The organism is Halomonas colorata, assembly GCF_014897985.1.
GTDB lineage: Bacteria > Pseudomonadota > Gammaproteobacteria > Pseudomonadales > Halomonadaceae > Vreelandella > Vreelandella colorata.
In genome coordinates this window covers 1-1,246 of record NZ_JABUZA010000101.1, presented here as the reverse complement: position 1 = coordinate 1,246, position 1,246 = coordinate 1, and the positions used below count along the sequence as shown (strand labels likewise).

General features: G+C 55.2%; 1 protein-coding gene and 1 pseudogene. Both read left to right on the top strand.

The window, feature by feature from the left end; translation table 11 throughout:
* Nucleotides 1–75: 75 nt before the first annotated feature.
* Nucleotides 76–585 carry a transposase gene (locus INT33_RS20955; protein ID WP_193092937.1) on the top strand — a complete coding sequence of 170 codons (510 nt, stop codon included), beginning with the start codon at nucleotides 76–78 and terminating at the stop codon, nucleotides 583–585.
* 56 nt (nucleotides 586–641) lie between these two features.
* Nucleotides 642–1,246, top strand: a pseudogene (locus INT33_RS21510) (transposase); the annotation flags it as partial.

The window sequence follows — 1,246 nt, the reverse complement described above, 5'->3', positions numbered from 1 at the left end:
CCCCCTCTGTCAGCCTAGTTGTCCGGTTGGCGATATCGCCTTAACCTAATCCAGAGGGAGCGGCATGGAGTCCTTGTGCCACGTTATTCTGCAGAGCGTAAAGCAGCCGTTCTGAAAAAGTTATTGCCACCCCACAATCGCAGCGTGGTATCCGTTGCCACTGAAGAAGGCATCTCTGACGCGACGCTGTATAGTTGGTTAAAAAAGTGTCGAGAAAAAGGAGTGCCTGTGCCGGGGTATACCCAAAGTGACAACGAATGGTCGCCTGATGCCAAGCTCGCCGTGGTCATTGAAACCGCCACCCTGTCAGAAACAGAGCTGGGTGCTTACTGTCGCGAAAAAGGCCTTTATCCCGAGCAAATCCAGCAGTGGAAAGCCGCTTGTCTAGAGGGCGCTGGCCAACAAGAAGGCCAGCAAAGAACGGCACAGAAACAGCGGAAAGAAGACCGTAAGACGATCAAGCAGCTCAAAGCGGAAGTCCGCCGCAAAGACAGAGCCTTAGCGGAAACAACGTCGCTGCTGGTGCTCTCAAAAAAGCTAGACGCCTTGTACGGCGAAGACCTGAACAGCGGCGAGGACGACTGACGCCTCTTGAGGAACGTGCAAGGCTCATTACGTTGTTTGACAAGGCGGTAACGGGAGGCGCTTCCCGTTACAAAGCCGCGGCGATGATAGACGTGAGCGAGCGCACGTTGAAACGCTGGCGTTCTGGGTGTGGCGCTGTGGTTGAGGATCGGCGTCCACGCGCGGTACAAGGCAGTCAGCCGCATCAGCTGACTCACGAGGAGGAACAGGCCATTTTAAACGCCTGCCATCGCCCCGAGTATCAGAGCCTGCCGCCGTCTCAAATCGTGCCCTCATTGGCAGATCAAGGGATCTACTTGGCCTCCGAGTCGTCGTTCTATCGAGTACTGAAAAAGCACCAACAGCAGCAGCACCGAGGGCGAATGAAGCCACGCCGCCAAGTACCTGAGCCGACAAGCTTTACTGCAACCGGGCCAAACCAGGTCTGGTGCTGGGACATCAGCTACTGTTCTTCCGTTGTGCGTGGCCAGCACTGGTATCTCTATCTGATCATGGATATCTACAGTCGTAAAATCATCGCCTGGGAAGTCCATGATGCGGAATCAGGCGAGTTAGCGAAACACTTGTTGGAACGCGCCTTATTGCGAGAAGGATGCTGGCATCAGCCCCCGGTGTTGCACTCGGATAATGGCGCGCCGATGACGTCTTATACGCTTAAAGC